The 18,928-nt window shown below is 60.8% G+C and carries 17 protein-coding genes; 11 read left to right on the plus strand and 6 right to left on the minus strand.

The annotated features are described in order from the left end of the window. Nucleotides 1-189: 189 nt before the first annotated feature. Nucleotides 190-1,602: a transposase gene (locus AABM54_RS05920; protein ID WP_347904377.1), complete on the minus strand. Its 1,413-nt coding sequence runs from the start codon at nucleotides 1,600-1,602 to the stop codon at nucleotides 190-192. A 237-nt stretch (nucleotides 1,603-1,839) separates the two neighbouring features. Continuing rightward, a complete protein-coding gene (locus tag AABM54_RS05925) occupies nucleotides 1,840-2,184 on the minus strand; it encodes a pilin assembly protein (protein WP_347904378.1) in 345 nt (114 codons plus the stop codon). 216 nt (nucleotides 2,185-2,400) lie between these two features. Here AABM54_RS05925 and ppc point away from each other — a divergent pair, with 216 nt between their 5' ends. The 7 genes from ppc (at nucleotide 2,401) to AABM54_RS05960 (ending at nucleotide 9,753) form a co-directional block, all read left to right on the plus strand. Next, nucleotides 2,401-5,031, plus strand: a complete 2,631-nt coding sequence (gene ppc / locus AABM54_RS05930; protein ID WP_347904379.1) for a phosphoenolpyruvate carboxylase — start codon at nucleotides 2,401-2,403, stop codon at nucleotides 5,029-5,031. 288 nt (nucleotides 5,032-5,319) lie between these two features. Beyond that, a complete protein-coding gene (adk, locus tag AABM54_RS05935; protein ID WP_347904380.1) occupies nucleotides 5,320-5,967 on the plus strand; it encodes an adenylate kinase in 648 nt (215 codons plus the stop codon). Between the two features lie 93 nt (nucleotides 5,968-6,060). Beyond that, nucleotides 6,061-6,735, plus strand: a complete 675-nt coding sequence (gene tsaB, locus AABM54_RS05940) for a tRNA (adenosine(37)-N6)-threonylcarbamoyltransferase complex dimerization subunit type 1 TsaB (protein ID WP_347904381.1) — start codon at nucleotides 6,061-6,063, stop codon at nucleotides 6,733-6,735. Nucleotides 6,736-7,015: 280 nt separating this feature from the next. Then, complete coding sequence (locus AABM54_RS05945; protein WP_347904382.1) at nucleotides 7,016-7,324, plus strand: hypothetical protein; 309 nt, start codon at nucleotides 7,016-7,018, stop codon at nucleotides 7,322-7,324. Further along, a complete protein-coding gene (locus AABM54_RS05950; RefSeq protein WP_347904383.1) occupies nucleotides 7,324-8,184 on the plus strand; it encodes a DUF72 domain-containing protein in 861 nt (286 codons plus the stop codon). Before AABM54_RS05945 ends, AABM54_RS05950 begins: the two co-directional genes overlap by 1 nt. A 33-nt stretch (nucleotides 8,185-8,217) precedes the next feature. Further along, nucleotides 8,218-9,039 (plus strand): isocitrate lyase/phosphoenolpyruvate mutase family protein, encoded by an 822-nt coding sequence (locus AABM54_RS05955; RefSeq protein ID WP_347904384.1) that lies wholly within the window; start codon nucleotides 8,218-8,220, stop codon nucleotides 9,037-9,039. 15 nt (nucleotides 9,040-9,054) lie between these two features. Beyond that, entirely contained in the window at nucleotides 9,055-9,753 is a 699-nt protein-coding gene (locus tag AABM54_RS05960) for an extensin family protein (RefSeq protein ID WP_347904385.1), read from the plus strand. 3 nt (nucleotides 9,754-9,756) lie between these two features. Here AABM54_RS05960 and AABM54_RS05965 read toward each other — a convergent pair whose 3' ends face one another. Continuing rightward, nucleotides 9,757-10,377, minus strand: a complete 621-nt coding sequence (locus AABM54_RS05965) for an energy transducer TonB (RefSeq protein ID WP_347904386.1) — start codon at nucleotides 10,375-10,377, stop codon at nucleotides 9,757-9,759. Nucleotides 10,378-10,470: 93 nt separating this feature from the next. Here AABM54_RS05965 and AABM54_RS05970 point away from each other — a divergent pair, with 93 nt between their 5' ends. Further along, complete coding sequence (locus tag AABM54_RS05970; RefSeq protein WP_347904387.1) at nucleotides 10,471-11,253, plus strand: class I SAM-dependent methyltransferase; 783 nt, start codon at nucleotides 10,471-10,473, stop codon at nucleotides 11,251-11,253. Between the two features lie 122 nt (nucleotides 11,254-11,375). Here the strand turns inward: AABM54_RS05970 and AABM54_RS05975 are convergent, their stop codons facing one another. Further along, a complete protein-coding gene (locus tag AABM54_RS05975) occupies nucleotides 11,376-12,020 on the minus strand; it encodes a TetR/AcrR family transcriptional regulator (RefSeq protein WP_347904388.1) in 645 nt (214 codons plus the stop codon). A gap of 96 nt (nucleotides 12,021-12,116) precedes the next feature. Between AABM54_RS05975 and AABM54_RS05980 the strand changes: the two genes are divergently transcribed. From AABM54_RS05980 to AABM54_RS05990, 3 genes are all read left to right on the plus strand, one after another. Further along, nucleotides 12,117-13,217 (plus strand): efflux RND transporter periplasmic adaptor subunit, encoded by a 1,101-nt coding sequence (locus AABM54_RS05980; protein WP_347904389.1) that lies wholly within the window; start codon nucleotides 12,117-12,119, stop codon nucleotides 13,215-13,217. Between the two features lie 6 nt (nucleotides 13,218-13,223). Further along, nucleotides 13,224-16,286 carry an efflux RND transporter permease subunit gene (locus AABM54_RS05985; RefSeq protein WP_347904390.1) on the plus strand — a complete coding sequence of 1,021 codons (3,063 nt, stop codon included), beginning with the start codon at nucleotides 13,224-13,226 and terminating at the stop codon, nucleotides 16,284-16,286. 128 nt (nucleotides 16,287-16,414) lie between these two features. After that, nucleotides 16,415-17,758: a Fic family protein gene (locus AABM54_RS05990; RefSeq protein WP_347904391.1), complete on the plus strand. Its 1,344-nt coding sequence runs from the start codon at nucleotides 16,415-16,417 to the stop codon at nucleotides 17,756-17,758. Nucleotides 17,759-17,799: 41 nt separating this feature from the next. Here the strand turns inward: AABM54_RS05990 and AABM54_RS05995 are convergent, their stop codons facing one another. Both AABM54_RS05995 and AABM54_RS06000 read right to left on the minus strand, forming a co-directional pair. Beyond that, nucleotides 17,800-18,489: a DUF4197 domain-containing protein gene (locus tag AABM54_RS05995; protein ID WP_347904392.1), complete on the minus strand. Its 690-nt coding sequence runs from the start codon at nucleotides 18,487-18,489 to the stop codon at nucleotides 17,800-17,802. A gap of 27 nt (nucleotides 18,490-18,516) precedes the next feature. After that, the gene (locus AABM54_RS06000; protein ID WP_347904393.1) at nucleotides 18,517-18,921 is read right to left on the minus strand and encodes a YbaY family lipoprotein; all 405 of its coding nucleotides are present in this window, start codon (nucleotides 18,919-18,921) and stop codon (nucleotides 18,517-18,519) included. Nucleotides 18,922-18,928 lie beyond the last annotated feature (7 nt).

The following is an 18,928-nucleotide window of genomic DNA, read 5'->3' on the forward strand; positions in this document are numbered from 1 at the left end:
TGCTCGTCAACGAACCCACGTGAGAGCTTGCTCGCGATGGGGGCCAAACATTCATGTTGACTGTTACACCTCTATCGCGGGCAAGCCTCGCTCCTACAGAAAGCAAAAGCACAAAAGCCCCGCCTGATCGGATCAGGCGGGGCTTTTGCGTTACGGCTCAGTCAGAGTGGATGGGCGTGTTTCTATGTTTCAACGAACAGTGATAGACAGTGGGTCCGAGAACTGACTCAGTACTGTCGCCATGGTTTGCGAGACGGTCACCCTGTAAGGTCCCGAGGGCAGTGGCTTGGTTAGTTTGACTGACCATTCACCCTTGGCATTGGCGACACCACCTCCCGCTACAACAGGTTCTGACCCTTTGTACGCGGTAACAATAATGACTGCACCGGGCAGGCTGGTTCCCCCGAAGATTGGAATCGGACCGACCACATCACCGTTCGAATGGCTCGTTACTACAGGTTTTGGAAGCTTTGAACTGCTGCAATCAGGTGGCGTTTCTCCCTTGATGCCCACCGAAAGAGTCGCCCCAAAACCCTCGCTGACCGTACAGACTTTGACGGTGATCCCCGCCGCTTGATCCACGAGCTGCTTTTTTGCAGTGAGTGTCGGGTCAATCGTCGAGAGGGTCAGGGGTGTCCCGTCCACCTGGAAGTTTTGAGCGTAGGTGCCCATGTCGGTGTATCGGGTCCAGACGCCCTTGACCCGGTTATCCCCGGCAGGGAATTTGTCCCACGTCTGGCCGGGTTGGCGGACTTCAACGGCAATCTGCTTCGGACCGCCGCCACTGCGATCAATCAGATAAGTTTGCGGCCCCGCAGTCCCCAATGCGGCCAGACGGTAGAAACCGCTGTGTTGCACCCGCGCCACCTGCGTATCGTCCAGCCAACCGGCGTACCAGCGGTAGTTCGCAGGGTACAAGGCGTCAGTGCCGCCCGAGACGGGGTCCCCGTAATCGGTGGCGTCGATGGTTTTACAGCGCCCAGGCGCCTCTACGCTGTCACCACTCACCGGGCAGGCAGAGTAGGTGAACGCTTGCAGGAATCCCAGGTTGTTTCCGAATCGGTGGATCCAGGTGTTGGCGTTCGCCGGCTGGTGGTAAATCCCCAGTGTCCTGCCGGATGTGCGAGCGCTGGAGAGGGTGGTGCCGTTGCAGTAAGCGGCGATAAACAGATAATCGTAGTCGTCAGGCTCAAGGTTACTTTGCTCCCGCACGGCTCTTTCGGCGGGCCGTGTCACCTCATCAAGGTTGTCGCAGTTCGCCGGCTTCGCACCTAAGGCAACCGTGATCATCCGGCCTTCCAGGGTCAACTTCCCACCCGAGACGTCGGTGATGTAGCTGCGTAACGAGGTTTTCTCCGCAGGGGCAAGGCTTTGTTTCCATAGCAAGTCTTTGTCCAGCGCGGGTTGGCCCGTCCACTGCCCGACCACCAGTAACACCTTTTTTGTGCCCGTGACCGGTCGCTGGTTGATGCCGGGTCTTGGCTGGGGCTCATTGCTGAGAATGGCGCCAGGGTCGAGGGATTTGTAGTCGGATGGGGGGCGTACGCAGCCTCCCTGGACTACCGCTGCACATAGCATCAAAAACAACGTCAGCAGTCGCATGGTTACGCTCCTTTATGCCTTTGGTTTTGGCCTGGAGCTCACTTTTACTCGCGATGAAGAGGGCTGCCTACTGTCAGAAATAACAGGTGAGCACCCGCCATTGGCCTCGAAAAACCTTCGTTGCTCCCACTAAATCGTTGTTTTCAATCAGTGTTTGCAAGGGGGAGGAAGTGGTGAGGGGGGGCGGGTGCTTTTTTCCCGACAACCGGGAAGAAAGGCAGGATTTACGAGGGCGAATCAGTGTTTCGGCTTGTCGTTTTGCGACGACAGATCGTGCAAATGACGACGGGACAATGCAAGAAAACGTGGGGTCGGACCGACATCTTCGTACAGCGGATCGCCTTCTTCGTCGGTGGCGACCACGTGCTGGCCCTTGACGTAAGGGAAGCTTGCTTCGAGCTCTTCCAGCGCTGCACCGATCAGTTCGCCGAGCAGTTCTTCGGGATGGCGTTTGGGGTACATCTCGGCGAGCGCCGCCAGCCGCGCGGCGGCTTCGACGTCCAAGTGAATGGTGTAGCCGGTCTGGGTCAATCGGCCTTTGGCGTTCTCTTCCCAATGCTGGGCAAGCTCACGGATTTTCATGATGACCTCAATGAGCACCTGCTCGTGGCGGGGTGTGATGAGTGTCCGGTGGTGGCCGGTGGCAAGCCTTGGTACGGCTTACCCTTGAGACTAGCGCTATTGCCCCAGGTTTAAAGTCAGTTCGTCGCCTGCTTGTAAGAACCCGCTGCGGACGGCACTCTTGGGCTTCAGAGCTTGAGCCTCAATAGCCGCACGGATTTCGCTGGAGAACTGCTGATGACTGATATCGATGCACGCTTGCGCGAGGATGTTCACCTGTTGGGTGAACTGTTGGGCAACACCATTCGTGACCAGTACGGGGAAGGGTTTCTCGACAAGATCGAGCAGATCCGCAAGGGCGCCAAGGCCGACCGTCGCGGTGCCATGGACGCACAATTGAGCGCCAGCCTCGATCAGTTGAGCGAGGACGAACTGCTGCCGGTAGCGCGGGCGTTCAACCAGTTCCTCAACCTGGCGAACATCGCTGAGCAATATCAGTTGATTCACCGCCGCGAAGAATCCCAGCCGGCGCCTTTCGAGTCGCGGGTGCTGCCCGAGCTGCTCGCCCGGTTGCGCGCCGAGGGCCATGGCGCCGAAATTCTGGCCCGGCACTTGGGGCGGTTGGATATCGAGTTGGTACTCACCGCGCACCCCACCGAAGTGGCGCGCCGTACCTTGATTCAGAAATACGACGCCATCGCCGCGCAACTGGCGGCGCAGGACCATCGTGACCTCACAACCGCCGAGCGCGAGCAGATCCGCCAGCGCTTGCAGCGGCTGATCGCCGAAGCCTGGCACACCGAAGAAATCCGCCGTACTCGACCGACCCCGGTCGATGAAGCCAAATGGGGCTTTGCGGTGATCGAACACTCGTTGTGGCAGGCCATTCCGAATTATCTGCGCAAGGCCGATCAGGCCCTGTATGCCGCTACCGGCCTGCGTTTACCGCTGGAGGCAGCGCCGATTCGTTTTGCCTCATGGATGGGCGGCGACCGTGACGGCAACCCGAATGTCACCGCGGCGGTGACCCGCGAAGTCTTGCTGTTGGCGCGCTGGATGGCCGCTGATCTGTACCTGCGTGATGTCGATCACCTGGCCGCCGAATTGTCGATGCAGCAGGCCAGCGAAGCGCTACGGGCCAAGGCTGGCGACAGCGCCGAACCTTACCGCGCGGTGCTCAAGCAGTTGCGTGAGCGGCTGCGTGCCACTCGCCAATGGGCCCAGGCCTCACTGGCCAGTTCGACACCGGCCAGCGCCGAGGTCCTGCAAAACAACCGTGAGCTGCTGGACCCGCTGGAGCTCTGCTTTCAGTCCTTGCATGAGTGCGGCATGGGGGTGATTGCCGATGGCCCGCTGCTCGATTGCCTGCGTCGGGCGGTGACGTTCGGCCTGTTCCTGGTGCGGCTGGACGTGCGTCAGGACGCCTCGCGGCACTCGTCGGCCATGACCGAAATCACCGATTACCTGGGGCTCGGCCGTTATGAAGACTGGGACGAAGAAGCGCGTGTGCGTTTTCTGTCGGGTGAGCTGAACAATCGCCGGCCACTGTTGCCTGCACACTTCAAGCCTTCGGCGGACACGGCTGAAGTGCTGGCAACCTGCCGCGAGGTCGCGGCGGCGCCGGGGGCGTCACTCGGTTCCTATGTGATCTCCATGGCCGGCGCGGCTTCCGACGTACTGGCCGTGCAACTGCTGCTTAAAGAGTGCGGCGTGTTGCGGCCGATGCGTGTGGTGCCGTTGTTTGAAACCCTTGCGGACCTGGATAACGCCGGTCCGGTGATCGAGAAACTCTTGCTGCTGCCCGGCTACCGTTCGCGCTTGCAGGGGCCGCAGGAAGTGATGATCGGTTACTCCGACTCGGCGAAGGACGCGGGCACCACGGCCGCCGCGTGGGCGCAATACCGGGCGCAGGAACGGCTGGTGGACATCTGCCGCTCGCACGACGTCGAATTGCTGCTGTTCCATGGCCGCGGTGGCACCGTCGGCCGTGGCGGCGGCCCGGCGCATGCGGCGATTCTGTCGCAACCGCCGGGGTCGGTGGCGGGGCGCTTCCGCACCACCGAGCAGGGCGAAATGATTCGTTTCAAATTCGGCCTGCCGGACATCGCCGAGCAAAACCTCAACCTGTATCTGGCCGCCGTGCTGGAGGCAACGCTGCTGCCGCCGCCACCGCCGGAGCCAGCCTGGCGCCATCTGATGGACGAATTGGCCGCCGATGGCGTCAGCGCCTATCGCGCCGTGGTGCGGGAAAACCCTCAATTCGTCGAGTATTTCCGCCAGTCCACGCCGGAGCAGGAACTGGGACGTTTGCCGCTGGGCAGTCGTCCGGCCAAGCGGCGTGCCGGTGGCATTGAAAGCCTGCGCGCCATTCCGTGGATCTTCGGCTGGACCCAGACGCGCCTGATGCTGCCGGCGTGGCTCGGTTGGGAGTCGGCGCTGAGCAAGGCGCTGGCGCGCGGCGAGGGCGAGTTGCTGGCGCAGATGCGTGAGCAGTGGCCGTTCTTCCGCACCCGCATCGACATGCTGGAGATGGTCCTGGCCAAGGCCGACGCCGACATTGCGCAGTCCTACGATGAGCGATTGGTTGCGCCTGATTTATTACCTTTGGGGGTGCATTTACGCGACCTATTGTCGCAGGCGTGTTCCGTGGTGCTGGGCCTGACGGGTCAGTCACAGCTACTGGCCCATAGCCCTGACACCCTGGAGTTCATCCGTCTGCGCAACACCTACCTCGACCCGCTGCATCTATTGCAGGCGGAACTGTTGGCGCGCTCGCGGCAACAGGACGTGGCACAGGGCAGCCCGGTAGAACAGGCGTTGCTGGTGTCTGTGGCAGGAATTGCCGCCGGTTTGCGCAACACCGGCTAAGGTTTTTTGTGCTGCGTCAGGGGCTTGGCGAAGCCCTTGGGTGATCGGTCCCAGGGGCCGGTCACGGCTGGCAGGCGACACTTTGTTATGGGGTTGCGACTTGGAGCACCCTGGCGCAAGGGCACGACAGGCACGGGTTCGTCCGACTTTCGGCGGCTTGTGTGGGCCGTGCCTGCTGTGTATCTTGATCAGCCTTTGGCCGTTTGGGCGGCCACGACCCTTTTTGTTGAGATTGGCCCCACGAGGCGAATCCGAGCGTTTCTAAATAAAAAATTGAGGAGCACATCGATGCGCGTCATTCTGCTGGGAGCTCCCGGGGCCGGTAAAGGTACTCAGGCTAAGTTCATCACTGAAAAATTCGGTATTCCGCAGATCTCCACCGGCGACATGCTGCGTGCTGCGGTCAAGGCTGGCACCGAGCTGGGCCTGATCGCCAAGAGCGTGATGGACAGCGGCGGCCTGGTCTCCGACGAGCTGATCATCAACCTGGTCAAGGAACGCATCAGCCAGGCTGATTGCGTCAACGGCTTCCTGTTCGACGGCTTCCCGCGCACCATCCCCCAGGCTGAAGCCCTGGTGACGGCCGGCGTCGAGCTGGACCACGTGGTTGAGATCGCGGTCGACGACGAAGAAATCGTTCAGCGCATCGCCGGGCGTCGTGTTCACGAAGCCAGCGGCCGCGTTTACCACACCGTCTATAACCGGCCAAAAGTCGCGGGCAAGGACGATGTCACGGGAGAAGCGCTGGTACAGCGTAAAGACGACACCGAAGAAACCGTGCGTCATCGCCTGTCGGTCTACCATTCCCAGACCAAGCCGCTGGTGGATTTCTACCAGAAGCTGTCGGCTGCCAAAGGCAAGCCGGTTTACAGCCACATTGCTGGCGTTGGCTCGGTAGAAGCGATCACCGGCAAGGTGCTTGAAGCACTGAGCTGAGAAAGCTGATTTGCTTTACGTTCAACGGCCCGCTTGCGGGCCGTTGTTGTTTATACTGGCGCACTTTTTCCACCTCTCTTTACGGAAACATCGATGAGCACCTTGCTGGCCCTGGACACCGCGACTGAAGCTTGCTCCGTTGCCTTGCTGCATGACGGCAAGGTCACGAGCCATTACGAGGTGATTCCGCGCCTGCACGCGCAAAAGCTCCTGCCGATGATCCAGCAACTGCTGGCCGACGCGGGCACCACCCTGCAAGCGGTCGATGCGATTGCCTTTGGCCGTGGGCCAGGCGCGTTCACCGGGGTGCGGATTGCCATCGGCGTGGTTCAAGGCCTGGCCTTCGCCCTGGAGCGCCCGGTGTTGCCGGTGTCCAACCTGGCGGTACTGGCCCAGCGCGCTTATCGCGAACACGGCGTGAGCCAGGTCGCGGCGGCCATCGATGCACGAATGGATGAAGTGTATTGGGGCTGCTACCGCGAAACCGCCGGTGAGATGCGTCTGGTTGGCGCTGAAGCCGTGCTGGCGCCGGAAGTCGCGGCATTGCCGGCGGAGGCTGCGGGCGACTGGTTTGGCGCGGGCACGGGTTGGGGCTATGGCGAGCGGATCGCCGTCACGCTGACCGGCCAGGACGCGGGTATGTTGCCTCACGCCGAAGACTTGCTGACCCTGGCGCGTTTTGCCTGGGAGCGCGGTGAGGCGATCGTGGCCGACGATGCTCAACCTGTTTACCTGCGCGATAAAGTGGCAACCCCCAAGGCCCGGTAACCCGGGTGCTTTTGTGGCGAGGGAGCTTGCTCCCGCTGGGTTGCGAAGCGACCCAAAAAACCGCAACTCCATTCCGCCATACAGACCGCGACGGCTGATCTGCGGGCGCTTCGCACCCGAGCGGGAGCAAGCTCCCACGCCACAGGGGCACTGCCAATCGTCAGTTCCAGCCCCTCGCCTTTAAACCTTTTCCGGATTCTGTGTTCTAGTTATCACTTGAGCATTTGCACAGCTGCCAATGTGCCGCTAAATTGCCATCATTGATTCCGAGCATGAAATTATGCGCATAGACGGCTTTTCCTCTCAGTCCTACCCCATCAAGCGCAAGCCTCGCAAAGGCAATGTGGTGGTGGACGAGTCTCTCGAAGACATCGATGGCGAGCAGGAAATCCCGTCCGAAGAACAACTGGCTGCCCGCGCCGCCAAGGCTTCGGCCCAGCGCCTGAGCAATCTACCCGCCCGCCAGCAAGACATGATCTACCATCGCGCCATGAGCAAAAGCACCGCGCGGGCCCTGGCCAGCTACCTGGCCACCGCCGCTTTCGTCGATTGGGACATGGAAGTGCTGGGGCTCGACCTGCACATCTGATGGGGCTGCCTTACTACCTCGGCTGCCCGTCCTGGAGTGAAAACGCCTGGCGCGACTATCTGTATCCGCAGAATGCCCGGCCCAACGAGTTTCTCGGCTTCTATTCCCAGGTATTCAATGCCGTGGAAGGCAATACGACCTTCTACGCGCGCCCGGCCGCTACCACGGTGCAGCGCTGGGCTGAGATCATGCCTGATGACTTTCGGTTCACCGCCAAGTTTCCCGGCGACATCAGCCACGGCGGCGACCTGCGCGAGCAACTGACCGCCGCCGAAACCTTCGTGCAACTGCTCAGCCCGCTCGGTGATCGAGTCTCGCCACTCTGGTTGCAACTGCCCGCCACGTTCGCCCCGCAACGGCTGGCGGAGCTGGCCGGTTTCATCGACGGCTTGCAGCGACCGCTGGCGGTTGAAGTGCGTCATCGGGATTTCTTCGCCAAGGGCGACGCCGAGCGCATGCTCAACCGGCTGCTGCGCGACCGTGGCGTCGAACGCATTTGCCTGGATCCGCGGGCACTGTTCAGTTGCACGTCCACCGAACCTTCGGTGCTTCACGCCCAGTCCAAAAAGCCCCGAGTGCCGACAAGACCGGCAGCGTTTACCCGGTTCCCGCAGGTGCGTTTCATCGGTCATCCGGTGTTGGAGGCCAACGATACGTTCCTGACGCCGTGGGTCGAGAAAATCGCCCAGTGGATTGAGGAGGGGCGCACGCCTTACATCTTCCTGCACACCGCCGACAACCTGCTGGCCGCCGCCCTGGCCCAGCGTTTTCATGTGCGTTTGATGGCGCGATTGCCTGGCTTGCCGGCCCTGCCTGAGTTATACAGAGAACCCGCCGCCGAGCAGCTGGATTTGCTCTGAAGGTGGACCATTCCCTACTTCAGGAGCCAACCCATGGATGCACAAACCTGTCGAGCTCAGGCGTTCAAGGCACTGCATGAACGTGCAGGGGCTTTTGTCATTCCCAACCCGTGGGACGCCGGTTCCGCGAAGATGCTTGCCAGCCTTGGCTATGAAGCGCTGGCGACCACCAGCGCCGGTTATGCCTTCTCCATGGCCCGTCCCGACGGCGGGCTGAAACTGGAAGACACCCTGGCCAACGTTCAGGCGATTGTCGGGGCCAGCGATCTGCCGGTAGCGGTGGACCTGGAGAACGGTTTCGCCGACAGCCCTGAAGGCTGCGCCCAGAGCATTCTGCGCGCCGCCGCGGCCGGTGCGGTCGGCGGTTCGATTGAAGATGCCACCGGCCGTGAAGAGGGCCCGATCTATTGCTTCGAACATGCCGTCGCACGGGTCGAAGCCGCTGTGGCCGCTGCACGCAGCCTGCCGTTCCCTTTTACCCTGACGGCCCGCGCCGAGAATCTTCTGCACGGCAAGCTCGACATCGCCGATACCCTTCGCCGCTTGCAGGCCTTTGCCGAGGCCGGCGCCGATGTGCTCTATGCGCCGGGGTTGCGCAGCGCTGAAGAAGTGCTGGCCGTGGTTCGCGCCGTGGGCCCCAAGCCGGTCAATGTATTGATGTCGGGCGGCCTCAAGCTGAGTGTGGTGCAGTTGGGTGAAATGGGCGTCAAACGAATCAGCGTCGGCTCGGCCATGGCCCGTGCGGCCTACGGGGCGTTTTATCAGGCCGCGCAGGAGATACAACAGCACGGCACCTTCGGTTTCGCCGACAATGCGCTGCCGTTCGGGCAGATCAATCAAATGTTCAAAAACTGATTACAGGATGTTGTCGTGCGGGTTCTGAAAGGGCTGTTGCTGGTGATGGGTGTGTTGGGCGTTTTGCTGGTCGGCGTGTGGCGTGGCTGGTTACCGTTGCCAGCGGATTGGAACCCTTGGGCACCGTTGGATGTACGGGCGAAGCCGAACCTGTTGACCCGTTTCAAGCTCATGCGCCTGCGCGACAACCCGCAATTGTGTGATCAGGTGCTCAGCGGTGCCGGATTGAAGGTGACTCGCCAATCCGACAGCTCTCCAGAGGTTGCTTGCCCACTGAGCAATACCTTGCGCGTGCAAGGCGGCCAAGTGGCGCTGAGCAGCAGTTTCCTCGCCAGTTGCCCCTTGGCCGTGGCGTTCGCGCTGTTCGAGCGTCACGCGCTGCAACCGGCGGCTCAGGTCGCTTATGGGCAGTCAGTGGCGCGGGTCGATCATCTGGGCAGTTTTGCCTGTCGCAACATGTACAGCCGCGAGAACGGTGCGCGCAGTCAGCACGCGACGGCCAATGCGCTGGACATCGCCGGGTTTCGCTTGGCGGACGGGCGCAGTATCAATGTGCTCAAGGACTGGCCGAAGACCAATGACGACGCACGTTTCCTGCGCGCTGTACGCGATGGCGCCTGTGACATGTTCAATGTGGTGTTGAGCCCGGACTACAACGCCGCCCATCGCAATCACTTTCATCTGGATGTCGGGCCGTGGTGGGTCTGCCGCTGAGGGTCAGGCGGCGATACGCAGGTTCTGCAGGACAATCGGGCGAGCCCAGCCATTGTCGAAGTCGAGCTGTTTCTGTTGCTCGATCAGTTCTTCCGGCGGGTAGGGCGGTGCCGGTTTTTCCAGCAGGTCCATGTCGAATTCGGCAATCGGCAGGTACAACGCGCGAGGTTGCGGCCCTGGGCCCGGAACCGGCAGCGGTTGGCCGGCGGTCAGGACGATAGGGCGTACCCAGCCGCTTTCGAAGTTCTGCTGTTTCTGCTGAGCGACGATTTCTTCCGGTGGGAACGGCGGCGCCGGTTTGTCGGCCAGGTCCATTTCGAACTCGGCGATCGGCAGGAACAGTGGCTCAGGCGGGCGAATCTCGGTGTCTTTCACGTCGCATTCGCGCTGCGTGACGATGTGCGCAAGCAGTTCGGCACCCACGGTCGGTTCGTCTGGGCTGTCAATCGCGACCGGTGGGTATTGGGCTGGAGCAGGCGCAGCATCGCCCAACTGATCGGCCAGGGCCTGGGCAAAAAAATCCTGCCACAGGTGACTGACACCGCTCAGTGCTTGGGAATTACGCAGGCCATAATCGCCGTAGGGCGAGATGTAGCCTACTGATGTGCGTTGAATGTCTGACATTTCTCTCGGTCGACGCTCAGCTCTGGCAAAATGCTCGATAGTTTTGTTATCGGCCGTTTTTGCCGATCATTAATTTTTTGAGTGTGTTTTCTGATGAGTGAGCAACCTGCGGCCAGCCGCATCAAAGTTCAGGCCCTGGCCGCGACGTTTCAAGCCCAGGCCGAGCAATGGGCCGAACGCCTGGACCTGCCGTTGCAGCTGGACGATGCGGAGTTTGCCTTGCAGGTGGGTGAGCAGGGTTTGCAGCTGCAACAACTGGGGCCGGATGCGCCGGGCCCGGTGCGGGTGGATTTCGTCGAGGGTGGCGCCGCTCATCGCCGGTTGTACGGCGGCGGCAGCGGTCAGATGATCGCCAAGGCTGTCGGGGTTGCTCAAGGCGTGCGGCCCAGGGTGCTGGATGCCACGGCGGGGCTGGGCAAGGATGGTTTTGTGCTCGCAAGCCTGGGCTGCGAGATAAGCCTGATCGAGCGTCAGCCGCTGATCGGCGCGTTGCTGGAGGATGGCCTGGCCCGTGGCGCGGAAGACTTTGAGGTGGCGCCGATTGTGGCGCGCATGCGTTTGCTCAAGGGCAACTCGATCGAGCTGATGAACAACTGGGAAGGCGAGCCACCGCAGGTGATCTACCTCGACCCGATGTTCCCCCATCGTGAGAAAACCGCGTTGGTGAAGAAGGAAATGCGCTTGTTCCGTCCGCTGGTCGGTGATGACCCGGACGCCCCGGCACTGCTGGCAGCCGCGCTGGCGCTGGCCAGCCACCGGGTGGTGGTCAAGCGCCCACGCAAGGCGCCGTGCATTGACGGGCCGAAGCCGAGCCATGCACTGGACGGCAAATCCAGCCGCTACGACATCTACCCGAAGAAAGCGCTCAAGCCTTAAGACCGCGTCGCCCCATCGCGAGCAAGCTCGCTCCCACCGTTGACCGCGTTCTTACTTAAAGACATTGGTCCAATGTGTGGGAGCCTGCTCGCAATAGCGTCAGCCCAGACGCTAAAAATCTATCAGACGGTTTGCGGGCGATACGCCCGCATAAACAACCCCACCACTTCTTGCACATGGGCCTCGGCGGCATCGCCGGTCGGCGGCTCGCCGCAGCCATAGAGCAAGCGGAAATTTCCCGCGCCCTTGAGCAGGCAGAAGAAGTGCTCGGCAGCATTGAGCGGCTTGTCGATGGTCAGGGCGCCGATCTGGTCGATCTTGATCAGCAAGCGCTCCATCCCATGCAGCATCCGCTGTGGTCCGGCCTCGAAGAAAATCTGCGAGAGCTTCGGGTCCTGGCTGCCCAGCGCCATGATCAGCCGATGCAGGTTCACCGACTCGTCGCTGTTGATCAGTTGATGAAAGCCCCGCCCGATGTTCAACAGCACGCTCTGTACCGGAATGCCCTCGGGCAGTTCGAAGAACAGGTTGGGCAGTTGTTCCTCGCATTTGGCCATCACTGCCGCCGAAAACAGGGTCTCCTTGTCGTTGAAGTGGCTGTAGACCGTCAATTTCGACACGCCGGCTTCAGCGGCTACCGCATCCATGCTGGTGCTCGCGTAACCCTTGCTCAGGAAAAGCCGTTTTGCCGCGTCGAGGATGGCCTCGCGCTTGGCCAGGTCTTTTGGGCGACCGGGGCCGCTGGGTGCAGAAAGATTGTTCGACATTCTTCGCTTTAATAATACTGGACTGGTGAGTTTGCTATTAATAACATACCGGTCAGTATAATTATTCCAAGCACCATTAGCGAAAGGTCCTTCACCATGTCCCGCTATGTCCTGCCACTTGCCTTGCCAGTCACCCTGGCTTTTTTATTGTCTGCGTGCGGCCACGAAGAGCCGGCGCAAGTCACCGTGCGTCCGGCCATGGTGGTTCAGCCAGAGCCTTCGGCACAGGCAATCGACAGCTATCCCGGTGAAGTTCGCGCCCGCTATGAGCCGGACCTGGCGTTTCGCATCGCGGGCAAAGTCAGCCGACGACTGGTCGAGGAAGGCGAGCGAGTCAAGGCCAATCAGCCTCTGGCCGAACTCGATCCACAGGACGTGCGCCTGCAACTGGAAGCCACGCGTGCCCAGGTTGCCGCCGCCGAGGCCAACCTGAGCCTGGTGCGTGCCGAGCGTGATCGCTACAAGACCCTGATGGACCGTCAGATGGTCAGCCGCTCGCAGTACGACAATTCCGAAAACCTCTACCGTTCCGGCGAAGCGCGGCTTAAACAGATCAAAGCCGAATTCGACGTTTCCAACAATCAGGCCAGCTATGCGGTGCTGCGCGCTCCCCAGGATGGCGTGGTGGCCAAGCGTGCGGTGGAAGTCGGGCAAGTGGTGTCGGCCGGGCAAACCGTGTTCACCCTGGCCACCGATGGCGAGCGTGAAGTGCTGATCAGCCTGCCCGAGCAGAGCTTTGGCCGTTTCAAGATCGGTCAGCCGGTGTCGGTGGAACTCTGGACCCAGCCTGGCCAACGCTTTGCCGGCAGTATTCGCGAGCTGTCGCCGGCCGCCGACCCCAAGTCGCGTACCTTCGCGGCGCGGATTACTTTCACCGCCGGCAAGGTCCCGGCCGAGCTTGGCCAAAGCGCCCGGGTGTTCATCCAGACCGCCGAGACCGTTCCATTGTCTGTGCCACTCTCGGCGCTCACCGCTGAAAACGGCGCGACCTATGTGTGGCTCGTCGACGCCCACAACACGCTCAAACGTGCTCCGGTGCGAGTCGGTGCGTTCGGCGAAAAGAGCGTGCCGGTACTCGAGGGCCTCAATCCCGACGATTGGGTCGTGGCCGCCGGGGTTCATGTGCTCCATGAAGGGCAGCAAGTGCGCCCGGTGGATCGTTCCAACCGCGTGGTCAATCTGGCGGTCAAGGAGTAATCCCCGATGGGTTTCAATCTTTCCGAATGGGCGCTGCGTAACCGCCAGATCGTACTGTTCCTGATGCTCCTGCTGGCGGTTGTCGGCGCCTTGTCCTACACCAAGCTGGGGCAGAGCGAAGACCCGCCGTTCACCTTCAAAGCCATGGTGATTCAGACCAAATGGCCGGGCGCCACGGCCGAGGAGGTCTCGCGGCAGGTTACCGAACGCATCGAAAAGAAGCTGATGGAAACCGGCGAGTACGAACGCATCGTTTCGTTCTCACGCCCCGGCGAGTCCCAGGTGACCTTCATGGCCCGGGATTCGATGCATTCGGCGCAGATCCCGGAGCTCTGGTATCAGTTGCGCAAGAAGGTCGGCGATATCCGCCAGACCTTGCCGCCGGGTATCCAGGGGCCGTTCTTCAACGATGAGTTCGGCACCACGTTCGGCAACATCTACGCCCTGACCGGCGAAGGTTTCGACTACGCCGTGCTCAAGGACTACGCCGACCGTGTCCAGATCCAGCTGCAACGGGTCAAGGACGTCGGCAAAGTCGACTTGCTTGGGTTGCAGGACGAGAAGATCTGGATCGAGCTGTCCAACGTCAAACTGGCGACCCTCGGCTTGCCGTTGGCGGTGGTCCAGCAAGCGCTGGAAGAACAGAATGCGAAGTCCACCGCAGGCTTCTTCGAAACCACCAGTGAGCGTTTGCAGCTACGGGTCTCAGGGAATTTCCAGACCGTAGAAGAGATCAAGAGCTTCCCGATCCGCGTCGGTGATCGTACGTTCCGCATCTCTGACGTGGCCGATGTTCGCCGTGGTTTCAACGATCCACCGGCGCCGCGCATGCGCTTCATGGGCGAGGACGCGATTGGTCTTGCCGTGGCCATGAAGGACGGCGGCGATATTCTGGTGCTCGGCAAGGCACTGGAGCTGGAGTTCGGGCGGATTCAGAAAAACCTCCCGGCCGGCATGCAGTTGCGCAAGGTCTCCGACCAGCCTGCTGCGGTCAAAACCGGTGTCGGCGAGTTCGTTCAAGTGCTGGTCGAAGCCCTGGCGATTGTGTTGCTGGTGAGCTTCTTCTCCCTGGGCGTGCGCACCGGCATGGTGGTCGCCCTGGCGATTCCACTGGTGTTGGCGATGACCTTCGCCTGCATGTATTACTTGGGGATCGGCCTGCACAAGATTTCCCTCGGCGCACTGGTGTTGGCCCTCGGGCTGTTGGTGGATGACGCGATCATCGCCGTGGAAATGATGGCGATCAAAATGGAGCAGGGTTACGACCGGATCCGCGCCGCCAGTTATGCCTGGACCAGCACCGCGTTCCCGATGCTCACGGGGACGTTGATTACGGCCGCAGGCTTCCTGCCGATTGCTACCGCGCAGTCAGGCACTGGCGAATACACCCGCTCGATCTTCCAGGTAGTGACCATCGCCCTGTTGGCTTCATGGATCGCTGCCGTGGTGTTTGTGCCGTATCTGGGGGAAAAGCTCCTGCCGGACCTGGCGAAAATTCACGCCGCCAAACATGGCGCCGGTCAGCCGGACCCGTATGCCACACCGTTTTATCAACGCGTTCGGCGAGTGGTGGAATGGTGTGTGCGCCGCCGTAAAACCGTGATCGTTCTGACCGTCGTGCTGTTCGTGGCCTCGGTGGTGTTGTTCCGGTTCGTGCCGCAGCAGTTCTTCCCGGCCTCCGGTCGTCTGGAACTGATGGTCGACCTCAAACTGGCCGAAGGCGCCTCGCTGAGCAACACGACGGATGAAGTGAAACGCCTGGAAGCGATGCTCAAGGAGCACGCGGGCATCGACAACTATGTGGCCTATGTCGGCACCGGTTCGCCGCGCTTTTACCTGCCGCTGGACCAGCAACTGCCGGCCGCAAGCTTCGCTCAATTTGTGGTGCTGGCCAAAACCATCGAGGAACGTGAAAGCCTGCGCACCTGGCTGATCGAGACCCTCAACGAACAGTTCCCGGCCCTGCGCTCACGGGTCACGCGCCTGGAAAACGGTCCGCCCGTGGGCTATCCGATGCAGTTCCGGGTGACCGGCGAGCACATCGAGGAAGTGCGGGCATTGGCGCGCAAGGTCGCGGCCAAGGTTCGCGAAAACCCTCACGTGGTCAACGTGCACCTGGATTGGGAAGAACCGAGCAAGGTGGTGTACCTGAACGTCGATCAGGACCGTGCGCGAGCCTTGGGCGTGAGCACGGCCAACCTGTCGAAATTCCTGCAAAGCTCACTCACCGGTTCCAGCGTCAGCCAGTACCGCGAAGACAACGAGTTGATCGAGATCCTGCTGCGCGGCACGGTCCATGAACGCACTGAACTGTCGCTGCTGCCGAGCCTTGCAGTACCGACCGACAACGGTAAAAGCGTCGCGCTGTCGCAAATTGCGACGCTGGAATATGGCTTCGAAGAAGGCGTCATCTGGCACCGTAATCGTCTGCCGAACGTGACGATTCGCGCCGACATCTACGGCAAGGAACAACCGGCGACCCTGGTGCAACAGATCCTGCCGACCCTGGAGCCGATCCGCGCCGAGTTGCCGGATGGCTATTTGCTGGATGTCGGCGGCACCGTGGAAGACTCGTCCCGTGGGCAGAACTCGGTGAAGGCCGGTGTGCCGTTGTTCATTGTGGTTGTGTTGACGTTGCTGATGCTGCAATTGCGCAGCTTCTCACGCACGGTGATGGTGTTTCTGACAGCGCCATTGGGGTTGATCGGGGTGACGTTGTTCCTGATGGTGTTCCGCCAGCCGTTCGGTTTCGTGGCCATGCTCGGGACCATCGCGCTGTCGGGGATGATCATGCGTAACTCGGTGATTCTGGTGGACCAGATCGAGCAGGACATCGCCGCCGGGCTCAAACCCTGGCAAGCGATTATCGAAGCCACGGTGCGACGTTTCCGACCTATCGTCCTGACCGCACTCGCCGCCGTGCTGGCGATGATTCCACTGTCACGCAGCGTGTTCTTTGGGCCGATGGCGGTGGCGATCATGGGCGGGTTGATCGTCGCAACCGCGTTGACGCTGTTGTTCCTGCCGGCACTGTATGCGGCGTGGTTCAAGGTCAAGAAGGAGGGGTGACGCGCTCATTGCAGGTACAGGTGCATACCTGAACCTGCAATGCTGCTGTCTCAATTTTTTCGATTATTGAGACATTCAGGTATCTGTGCTGTACTCATGACTCGGTTTCATTGGTTTTTGAGACAGCGATGATAAAAAGCCCTCCGTTCGTGGATTCCGCCTTTCTTGAGAAACTGGGGCAATCGCCCCACAAGGAGAAGTTGACCGAGTACCTGGCCCTGCTCAAACCGCTGGATGAGCAGGGGCGTTACTTGCCCTTTGATGACCTGCGTTATCGTTGGCCCTCGGGGCTTGATACGACGTTGTGTTGGGCCTTGGTGAAAAAGGCGCGTGTCGTGCAATACGTCCGTTTGTTGCCCTTGGGTGAGCCGATTCAATGGGGGCAGTTTGTTCTCACGCCTTTGGCACAACGGGCTTTGTCGGTGGTTGACCGCCAAGCCACCACTGCGGCGCTGGAATACATGACCCATCACATCGGTGAGACGGCGCATTTCAGCTACCTGCTCAATGATTTGATCGAAGACGAGGCTATCAGCAGCAGTCAGCTGGAGGGCGCAGCAACCACGACGCTCGTCGCCAAGGACATGCTCAAGCGCAACCGGTTACCGCGCACGCCGGATGAGCGAATGGTCATTGGCAACTACAAGATGATGAACTTCGCCTGGGACAAGCGCTACGAACCCTTGAGTGTGGAACTAATCCTGCAACTTCACCGTGTCGGGGTCGAAGGGATTGATGACGCGCAGTATTCGCCGGGGTGTTTTCGCAGTAATGATCAGGTAGTCGTGCAGGATGGCGAGGGTAATACCGTCCATACCCCGCCACCGGTTGCAGGTATCGTCACCCGGATCAATGAATGGGTGCGGTGGATCAACCAATCCCATAACGATCCGGCACACCCTGACTATCTGCATCCGATGATCAAGGCCATCACCCTGCATTTTGCGTTGGGGTATGAGCACCCGTTTCGTGATGGCAATGGTCGGGTGGCACGAGCCTTGTTTTACTGGTTCATGTTCAAGAATGATTTTTCGGCGTTTCGCTACATTGCCATCAGCATTTTGCTGCGCAATGCGCCGGTCAAGTACGGCCGTTCTTACTTGTACAGCGAGACCGATGGACTGGACCTGACCTACTTCATTGATTACCAGTGCTCGGTGATCTTGCGGGCGGTCACCGATTTCACCACGGCGTATCAGAAGAGCCTGGCGTATGCCGAGGGTTATGATCAGTGGTTGATGGCGTCGGGGCTTTTCGCACGGCTGAGCGAGAAGCAGCGCACGGTATTGCAGGTTGCCAAGGGCGGCATGGCCAAGGAGTTTACGGCGGTCAACGTGAAGGAAAACCTGAAATGCTCATACAACACCGCGGCTACAGCCTTGAACGGTCTTGTTGAGTTGAAACTGTTCGAGAAGAAAAAGCTGGGACGTGAGTGGGTGTTCTTCTTGCGCCCTCAAGGTACAAATCCGTAGGAGCCGCAGCGAGCTGCGCTCCTACAGAGTGGAGCCGAGAGTTACAGCGTGCCGAAGACTTTCTTCGCCAGGCTGGTGGCCGCTGCCGCCGGGTTCTGGCGGATGTTGGCTTCCTGCTTGCCGATCATTTCGAACAGGCCGTTCAGCGCCTGCTCGGTCACGTAGCTTTCGATGTTGGCGCTTTTTGCGTCGACCACACCCAGCGTCGCGGCTTGGCCGGCGAACGAGTTGTACTGCTTGGCCAGACCGACCTGATCGGTGGCCTGCTTGACGATCGGCAGGAACTTCTCGCGGATCTGCTCACGGCTGGTCTTGCTCAGGTACTGGGTGGCCGAGTCCTTGCCGCCGCTGAGAATGCCCTTGGCATCATCGACGGTCATTTTCTTCACGGCATCCACCAGCAACGCCTGAGCTTGCGGCACGGCGGCCTCGGCGGCTTTGTTCATGCTGGCTTCCAGTTGATCGACCTGGTCGCCCATGCCGAACTGCTTCATCTTCTTGGCGACTTTGCCCAGTTTGCCCGGCAATTCGATTTTCACGTCCGGGTTGTTGCTGAAGCCTCCAGGCGTGCCCAGTTGTTTGACGGCGATTTGCGCGCCTTGGGTCAAGGCGTCCTTGAGGCCGCCGCTGGCGTCTTTTTGCGACAGATCGCTGAGGGACAGCGCCAGTGCGCTGGCGGAGATCATCAGGCCCGCGCACAGGCCGGCAAAGCGTAGGGTAGGGCGGAGCATGGCAGCTTCCTTGTTCGCAAAAGGGAATTAACGGACCGCGTCGACGCGAAGCTTCAACGGCTGTGGATCCTTGCCGTCCAGCTGCACTGCGTGATGTTCGGTGGTGATGAAGATCAGTTTACCGTCGACTTCAATGCGCGCGCTCACCGAGTAACGATGACCGGGTTTGACCTGCGCCGGATCGTAGCTCAGATGAAACGGCAGCGGTACCTGGCCTTTGACCTGGCCTTTGTGTTCATCAAGTACGACTGCCGGGGCATCGGCGAGGGACACGTCCTGCAAGCTGACGCTCAGGGTCGCGGTGGGCGGCAGGGCGATGCGTTGCAGGTAGAAGACTTCGCCATCGAGCGAGGCTTTGGTTTCGGTGGGTGGCGTTACGGACTGGCACGCACCGAGCAGGGCGCTGAGTGCGAGCAGAGAATATTTTTTCATCGGGGAG

The organism is Pseudomonas purpurea, from assembly GCF_039908635.1.
GTDB classification, from domain to species: domain Bacteria; phylum Pseudomonadota; class Gammaproteobacteria; order Pseudomonadales; family Pseudomonadaceae; genus Aquipseudomonas; species Aquipseudomonas purpurea.

Bases quoted from the DNA above. Each gene is read 5' to 3' on its own strand.
- adk (WP_347904380.1), top strand. From the start codon at position 5,320: ATGCGCGTCATTCTGCTGGGAGCTCCCGGGGCCGGTAAAGGTACTCAG.
- AABM54_RS05920 (WP_347904377.1), bottom strand. From the start codon at position 1,602: ATGCGACTGCTGACGTTGTTTTTGATGCTATGTGCAGCGGTAGTCCAG.
- AABM54_RS06000 (WP_347904393.1), bottom strand. From the start codon at position 18,921: ATGAAAAAATATTCTCTGCTCGCACTCAGCGCCCTGCTCGGTGCGTGC.
- ppc (WP_347904379.1), top strand. From the start codon at position 2,401: ATGACTGATATCGATGCACGCTTGCGCGAGGATGTTCACCTGTTGGGT.
- AABM54_RS05965 (WP_347904386.1), bottom strand. From the start codon at position 10,377: ATGTCAGACATTCAACGCACATCAGTAGGCTACATCTCGCCCTACGGC.
- AABM54_RS05955 (WP_347904384.1), top strand. From the start codon at position 8,218: ATGGATGCACAAACCTGTCGAGCTCAGGCGTTCAAGGCACTGCATGAA.
- AABM54_RS05980 (WP_347904389.1), top strand. From the start codon at position 12,117: ATGTCCCGCTATGTCCTGCCACTTGCCTTGCCAGTCACCCTGGCTTTT.
- AABM54_RS05950 (WP_347904383.1), top strand. From the start codon at position 7,324: ATGGGGCTGCCTTACTACCTCGGCTGCCCGTCCTGGAGTGAAAACGCC.
- AABM54_RS05925 (WP_347904378.1), bottom strand. From the start codon at position 2,184: ATGAAAATCCGTGAGCTTGCCCAGCATTGGGAAGAGAACGCCAAAGGC.
- AABM54_RS05995 (WP_347904392.1), bottom strand. From the start codon at position 18,489: ATGCTCCGCCCTACCCTACGCTTTGCCGGCCTGTGCGCGGGCCTGATG.
- AABM54_RS05945 (WP_347904382.1), top strand. From the start codon at position 7,016: ATGCGCATAGACGGCTTTTCCTCTCAGTCCTACCCCATCAAGCGCAAG.
- tsaB (WP_347904381.1), top strand. From the start codon at position 6,061: ATGAGCACCTTGCTGGCCCTGGACACCGCGACTGAAGCTTGCTCCGTT.
- AABM54_RS05990 (WP_347904391.1), top strand. From the start codon at position 16,415: ATGATAAAAAGCCCTCCGTTCGTGGATTCCGCCTTTCTTGAGAAACTG.
- AABM54_RS05975 (WP_347904388.1), bottom strand. From the start codon at position 12,020: ATGTCGAACAATCTTTCTGCACCCAGCGGCCCCGGTCGCCCAAAAGAC.
- AABM54_RS05970 (WP_347904387.1), top strand. From the start codon at position 10,471: ATGAGTGAGCAACCTGCGGCCAGCCGCATCAAAGTTCAGGCCCTGGCC.
- AABM54_RS05985 (WP_347904390.1), top strand. From the start codon at position 13,224: ATGGGTTTCAATCTTTCCGAATGGGCGCTGCGTAACCGCCAGATCGTA.